Annotated in this window: 4 protein-coding genes; 1 reads left to right on the forward strand and 3 read right to left on the reverse strand. The window is 76.2% G+C overall.

Annotation, left to right across the window (positions count from 1 at the left end):
- Nucleotides 1-381 precede the first annotated feature (381 nt).
- From prfB to HOY81_RS26485, 3 genes are all read right to left on the reverse strand, one after another.
- Nucleotides 382-1500 carry a peptide chain release factor 2 gene (prfB, locus tag HOY81_RS26475; RefSeq protein ID WP_237323243.1) on the reverse strand — a complete coding sequence of 373 codons (1119 nt, stop codon included), beginning with the start codon at nucleotides 1498-1500 and terminating at the stop codon, nucleotides 382-384.
- 71 nt (nucleotides 1501-1571) lie between these two features.
- Nucleotides 1572-2876, reverse strand: coding sequence for a serine/threonine-protein kinase (locus tag HOY81_RS26480; RefSeq protein ID WP_237323246.1), 1305 nt, complete (start codon nucleotides 2874-2876; stop codon nucleotides 1572-1574).
- 275 nt (nucleotides 2877-3151) lie between these two features.
- On the reverse strand, nucleotides 3152-4873 hold the full coding sequence (locus tag HOY81_RS26485; RefSeq protein ID WP_237323244.1) for a serine/threonine-protein kinase: 1722 nt from the start codon (nucleotides 4871-4873) through the stop codon (nucleotides 3152-3154).
- 547 nt (nucleotides 4874-5420) lie between these two features.
- On the opposite strand from HOY81_RS26485, the gene HOY81_RS26490 reads away from it, so the two are divergent.
- The coding region (locus HOY81_RS26490) for an FHA domain-containing protein (protein ID WP_237323245.1) at nucleotides 5421-6143 on the forward strand (723 nt) is incomplete at its 3' end.

Consider the following 6143-nt stretch of genomic DNA (forward strand, 5'->3'; position numbering starts at 1 on the left):
CCGCCGGCACCGCCGGCCCCGCGCCCAGCAACGGCGCCAGCACCGCCACCACGGCCGCGCCCACCACGGCGTGCGCTCGGCGGCGCCGCCCGTTCCGCTGGAAAGGGATCCCTGACACTGTGCAGCCTCCTCGGGTGGCCGGCCGACGGACGCCACAGGCGTATCGGCCGCCCGAGGAGGCGTCAACCGCCCCCGGACGGCAGGAAGATGCACGTCGGGGAGGGTTTCGCGGCGGCGCCGCACGGGCCTGCGCCGCACCACCGGACCAGACCGGTGGCGGGCGCGCGCCAGGGCGGAATCGTTACCGTCCGGAGACCTCGCTCTGCCGGCGCCCGGAGCGCCGGAGACCGCCGCCCCGCAGGGCCGGGCGGCCGGCGGACGTCAGGCGGACGTCTCCTGCTCCTGCCGCTTGCGCCAGCGGATGCCCGCCTCGAGGAAGCCGTCGATGTCGCCGTCCAGGACCGCCTGCGGGTTGCCCACCTCGTGCTCCGTCCGCAGGTCCTTGACCATCTGGTACGGGTGCAGCACGTACGACCGCATCTGGCTGCCCCAGGAGTTGCCGCCGTCTCCCTTGAGCGCGTCCATCTTCGCCTGCTCCTCGGCCCGGCGGTGGGCGAGCAGGCGGGACTGCATGACGCGCATGGCGGCGGCGCGGTTCTGGATCTGCGACTTCTCGTTCTGGCAGGAGACGACGATGCCGGTGGGGATGTGGGTCATCCGGACCGCGGAGTCCGTGGTGTTGACCGACTGGCCGCCGGGCCCGGAGGAACGGAAGACGTCGACCCGCAGCTCGTTCTCCGGGATGTCGATGTGGTCGACCTGCTCGACCACCGGCATGACCTCGACCCCCGCGAAGGAGGTCTGCCGGCGTCCCTGGTTGTCGAAGGGCGAGATGCGCACCATGCGGTGGGTGCCCTGCTCGACGGAGAGGGTGCCGTAGGCGTAGGGCACCTTGACCGTGAAGGTGGCGGACTTGATCCCCGCCTCCTCGGCGTAGGAGGTGTCGAAGACCTCCGTCGGGTAGCCCCGGCGCTCGGCCCAGCGCAGATACATGCGCATGAGCTGCTCGGCGAAGTCGGCCGCGTCCACGCCGCCCGCCTCGGCGCGCACGCTCACCACGGCCTCGCGTGCGTCGTACTCGCCGGAGAGCAGCGTGCGGACCTCCAGCTCGTCCACGGACTTGCGGAGCGCCGCGAGCTCCTCCTCGGCCTCGCCGCGGGCGTCCGCGTCCCCCTCCGCCTCCGCGAGCTCGAAGAGCACGCCGACGTCGTCGATGCGCGACCGCAGGTCCTCGGCCTTGCGGAGCTGGCCCTGGAGATAGGAGAGCCGGCTCGTCACCTGCTGCGCGTTCTCGACGTCGTCCCAGAGGTCGGGAGCGGCCGCCTGCTCCTCGAGCGCGGCGACGTCGGCCCTCATCCTGTCCAGGTCGAGGACCGCCTCGATCGACTCCATGGTGGAGGAGAGGGACTTCAGCTCTTCGGATACATCGACGACTGCCACGTGCTCCAGCCTAACCGCTGGCCGCCCGGAAGCTGCCGCACCGGGTCCCCGGGACCGCGCCCGGGACGGAGTCAGGGCGACTCGGGCCGTTCGACGGCGGGTGCCGGGCGGGCCGAGCCGCCGTCGCCGGAGGTGGCCAGCCAGCCGCCCAGCCCGGCCACGGCGACGGCCACGACGGCCAGCGCGCCCGCCTTGATCCGGCGGCGCCGGACGGCGGCCGCGGCAGCGGCGCGGTTGCGCGCCGAGCCTGCCCGCGGCGCACCGGGCACCCGGGGGGCGCGGGCGGTGCCGTGCGCACCGCCGGCCAGTTCGTCGGCTCCGGGGACGCGCATGGAGGTGTGGGTGTCCCGGTTGGAGTCGGGACCCGCGCTGCTCTGCACTAGTGGCACGGCGGCGAGCCCGGGCTGCTGCGGCCCCGGCTGCGGGTGGGCGGGCTGCTCCGCCGGAGGCTCCTCGTACGTCTCGTCCGGCTGCTCGTCGATGTCCAGCGGCGGCAGCCCGGCCAGCCCGGGCAGCAGCTCGCGGAGGCGCGCGGCGACCTCGGGGGCGCGCAGCCGGGACGCGGGCGCCTTGGCCAGGCACTGGTGGATGAGCTGCCACAGCTCGTCGGGGACGCCGGGCAGTGGGGCCACCGTCTCGGTGACGTGGCGGCGCAGGATCGCGCCGGGGTGGCCCCCGCCGAACGGGGTGAACCCCGCGAGCAGCTCGTACAGCACGGTGGCGAGGGCGTAGATGTCGACGGAGGCGCGTGGCGGCAGGCCCTCGACCAGCTCGGGGGCGAGGTAGTCCGGGGTGCCGATGATGCCCCGCGGGGTGCGCTCGCCCGCGCCGCCCGCGGCCGCGGGCCCGGCGGCGGCGCGGACCGCGGCCGCGCGGCCCGGCGCGTCGATGAGCTTGGCGATCCCGAAGTCGGTCAGCAGCGCGGGCGGTGCGCCGCCGGGGCCGGTGGGGGCGTGCGCGTCGAGCAGCACGTTCTCCGGCTTCACGTCGCGGTGCACGATGCCGGCCGCGTGCGCGGCGGTCAGCGCGTCGGCGACGTCCGCGGCGACGGAGACCGCGGCCTGCGGCGCCAGCCGGCGCTCGTGCGTCAGCCGGGTGCGCAGGTCGGTGCCGCGCACCAGGTCCATGACCAGGGCGACGTCGCCGCCCTCGACGACCAGGTCCTGCACGCCCACCACCCGCGGGTGGTCGAGGGAGAGCAGCGCCGCGCGCTCCCGCACGAAGCGGTCCACGAGATCCTCGTCACAGGCCAGGTCCTCGCGCAGCACCTTGACGGCGACGGGCCCGCCGGGGCCCTCCCCCAGCCACACGGTGCCCGCACTGCCGCGCCCCAGGATCCGGTGTGCCGTGTAGCGACTGCCGATCTTCCGTGCCACGATCCGTCCCTCGCAGGTGCCGAGTGATCCGAGTGAGCCGAGCCCGCCCCGTACGGAGTGACGGGCCCGCCGCACGGCGGGCCCGGCCGGGCCCGTGCCGCGCGGGAAACGCGTCACGGCGACAAAGCTACGCGCCGGAGGCGTCCCGTGACCCCGGGACCGGGGTCATTTGTCACTTCTGCGAGCCATTTACCCCACAGAAGTCGACAAATCTCCGGATTCGGCGTCCCGTCACCCGTCGGGGGCATCGGGGACGGGCACGCCCGGGCCGTGGGTCAGCCGGCGGTGCCGGTCCCCCCACCGGTCTCCCCGGTGTCCGTGCCGCTGCCGCCGTCGCCGCCCAGCTCGGCGAGGAAGTCCCACACGTCGGTGAAGAAGTCCTTGGTGGCGTCCCAGGCCTCCTGTCCGGACTCCCACCACTGCGGGAGCGGCGTGAAGTTCCACACAAGCACCGCGATCAGCGCCAGGATCAGCAGCGAGAACAGGCAGCCCTTCAGGCAGCCGAGCCCGGGGATCCGCATCGGGTTCGCGCTGCGCTGCCGCGGCTCGCGGCGCGGCCGGGGCTCCGGGGGGCGCTGCCGCGGCTCGTACCGCTGCGGCGGCGGCTCGGTGGCCCGCCGCTGCGGGCGGCGGCCCGGATCCGGCGGCGCGGGCGCGTACTGGTCCGGACGGGGCTGCGCCTGCTGCGGCGCCGGGCGGCGCTGGGGACGGCGACGCAGCGGGTCCTGACTCGGGTCGAGCGGCTGGACCTGGGTCTGCTCGTTCCGGTCGCGGGCCGCGCGGAGCTGCGACTGCCACGGGTGCGGCCCGTCGGCCTGCGGCGGCTGACCGCCCTCCGGGCCCTGCTGCGGCGCTCCGCCGGGCACGGGGGGCATCACGCGGGTGGGGTCGGCGTTGCCGTCGCCCTGCGGGCCGCCGGGGCCGCCGGTCTGCGGCAGCACGCTGGTGGCGCCCTCCGGGTCGTAGCCGCCGGGGGCGCCCTGCGCCTGCTGGTCGCCGGGCCCGCCCGGAGCGGCGGAACCGTGCGGCAGCACCTGGGTCTGCGTGGCGTCCCCGCTGAGCTGACCGCTCGGGGCCGTGGTCGGCGCGAGGTCCGGGCCGAGCAGCGCCGCGACGCCGAGGGCGGCGCTCGCCTGCTCGGGCGTGGCACCGGCGCCGATGCCCGCCGCGACCGTACGGAGGGCGCGGGCGAGGTTCTCCGCGCTGGGCCGCTCCTCCGGGCGCTTGCGCAGGCAGCGCTCGATGACCGTCCACAGCGGCTCGGGCAGACCCGGCGGCCGCTGCGGCTCCTCGCCCAGATGGCGGTGGAGGACCTGGAGGGTGTTCTCCCCGGCGAACGGCGGCCGGCCGCTCACCAGCTCGTACAACAGGATGCCGGCGCCGTAGACGTCGACGGCGGAGGTCTGCTCGCGGCCCTCGGCGGACTCCGGCGCCACATAGGCGGGCGTCCCGACGAACTCCTGGGTGCGCGTCAGGCCCGGCGAGTCCGCGAGGCGGGCGATGCCGAAGTCGGTGAGCATCGGGCGCATCCCGTCCGGCCCGTCGGCGAGCAGCACGTTCGCCGGCTTGAGGTCGCGGTGCACGACGCCGTCCGCGTGGCTGGCGGCCAGCGCGTCGGCGACCTGCGCGGTGAGCAGCGCGGCGCCGACGGAGGAGAACGGTCCGTTCTCCCGCAGATAGCGGTGCAGGTCGGGGCCCTCGACGAGGTCCATCACCAGGGCGAGCACATCGCCCTCGACCACCAGGTCACGGGTCCGCACGATGTTGTGGTGGGCCAGCCGGAGCAGGACGGAGCGCTCCCGCAGGAAGCGCATCACCACGTCCGGGTCGCCGGCCAGCTCCTCCTTGAGCACCTTGATCGCCACGGCCTCGCCGGGCTGGCCGGGCACGGCCGCCTCGGCCCCCGCCGTCTCGCGCTGGCGGGCACGCCAGACGGTGCCCGTGGCGCCGCGACCGAGCGGCTCCTCGAGCAGATACTTGCTGCCTACCGGCCGCACGTCATGCGCTCCCTGGTCTCGTCTGCAGTCCCGCCCACTGTAATGCCGTCGCGGGGTGCGGCGGGCGATCGCCGGGACCGTACGCGCGACCCGCGGGCCCCCGGGACGGCTTTCCGGGACTCTCCGGGAAGACGCGCGGGCGCGGTGGCCGGTTGCACGGCGGCTCACGGGGCGCCCGGGGCAGGACGACGCCCGGGGACGCGCCCCGAGGCGTGGGGAGCGTACGGGAACGAGCGCACCGCACGCCATGCGGCGCGCACATCGATGGAGGCGCCCCTCGGGGACACGCGCCGGGAGCCGCGGGCACGGCGCCTGTCCCGCCTGGCCCGGACCGGCGCGGACCGGCGCGGACCGGCGCGGAAACGGTGTGGTCGGAGGCGTGCGGGAACGGAGCGGAAGCGGAACCGTTGCGGAACTTCCCGGAACGCCTTGCGCACCCGGTGGAGCACTCAAGATCATGAGACCGTTCCGGCGGCGCCGGATGTCCGCACCGGGTGCGAGGATGCTTCCTGGCACGGAGCGGGTTGGTTGGGACCGGGAGGGGCCGATGCAGATCCGTCTGACTGTCCTCGCGGCGCGCGGCGGCCAAGCCGCGACGCGTCCGTGCGACGTCCTGGTGTCGGCGCCGGCGGGCACCCCGCTGGCGGCGGTCACGGACGCCCTCGCGGCCACGGCGGCGGCCGCCGCGGCCGGCTCCGGCGCAGGTCCGGCCGCGGACCCCGGTCACGAGGCGGTCACGGTCCACGACGGCGCGGAGCGGCTCGATCCGCAGCGCCGGCTCCTCGGGGAACCGCCGCTGATCGACGGCGGGGTGCTGGCGCTGTACGGCCCGTCACCGAGCGTCCCGGTGTCGCCGCACGGTCCGGCCCGTGCCCGGCTCCACGTGGTCGCGGGCCCCGACGCGGGAGGCGTCCACCTGCTCCAGGGCGGGCGGGTGACCCTGGGCCGCTCGGCGGACGCGGACGTCACCCTCGACGACCCCGACGTCTCCCGGCTGCACTGCGCGATCACCGTCACCGACGGCGGCGCGGTGACCGTGACGGACCTGGACTCGACGAACGGCACCGCCGTCGACGGCGCGGCCGTGGGCGGCTCCCCGGCGCTGCTGCCGCCGGGAGCCACGCTCCGGCTCGGCGAATCGGCGGTCCGGGTGGAGGCGGCGGCCCCGGCCGGAGCCCCCGGGAACGCCCTGCCGACCACGCCGGACGGCGAGGGCAGCCTGCGGCTGCCGCCGCGCCGGCCGTCATCGCTCCGGCCGCACTGCTGGCGA

This window comes from Streptomyces sp. JJ36, from assembly GCF_021696945.1.
In the GTDB taxonomy this organism is placed as follows: domain Bacteria; phylum Actinomycetota; class Actinomycetes; order Streptomycetales; family Streptomycetaceae; genus Streptomyces.